The organism is Psychrobacter sp. T6-1 (genome assembly GCF_052258445.1).
The window spans coordinates 1-720 of the sequence record NZ_JBQQFC010000693.1; the positions used below are offsets into that span (position 1 = coordinate 1).

The 720-nt window shown below is 43.1% G+C and carries 1 protein-coding gene; it reads right to left on the minus strand.

Translation table 11 applies throughout. The features are described from left to right. Positions 1-470 (minus strand): amidohydrolase family protein (locus ACTXGO_RS15445; protein WP_443575139.1); only part of this gene is annotated, 470 nt, incomplete at its 3' end. Positions 471-720 lie beyond the last annotated feature (250 nt).

A 720-nucleotide genomic window follows, 5' to 3' on the forward strand; every position in this document is an offset into this window, starting at 1 on the left:
GGCATACGCTTTTCTTCAAACTGATAAGGGGACCAGCCGCCAATAACCCGTACCCACTGTCCTTCAGGCGTCCGATCCGCCTGCTCTTTTAGCATGCGCAAAGCTTCTTTGAGTGATGTAACCCCATCCCAGCGCAGCTCTGAATTATAAAAGCGCCCACCTCGCGTAACATGCAAATGCGAGTCATTAAGTCCTGGTATCACCGTTTTGCCATCAGCATTGATGACTTGAGTATCACCATCACGCAGACGCAATATATCTTTGTCACTGCCCGTACGCAGTACTTTGCCATCTTTTATCGCTATGGCTTGAGCGATACTTCTTTTGTCATCCATTACCGCAACTTTGGCATTAGTCACGATCATATCTGCTGCTAGTGCCGTAGGCGTACTCACACTTGTAGGTGGATTTTGTACGGCGCAAGCGCTCAACACGCTCGCCGCGCCCGCTAGTAAAATCAGATTTTTCATTATTAAGTCTCCCTTTTATTAAGAATTACCTTATGACCCATCATAATTTATCATAAAAACTTAATAATTACACCATTAGGTTAACTTTAATTAAACAAAAAAATACCGCCTTTCTTTAGATTAGAAAGACGGTGTTTGCTTGTACAAACGGCTTAGAGTAAAAAATTTATATACTATCTAACAGCTGTATTGGAAAAGTCACCACATCAAAGGCCAGCGCAAAAGGCAATAACACTAGCTTACCAGCCGT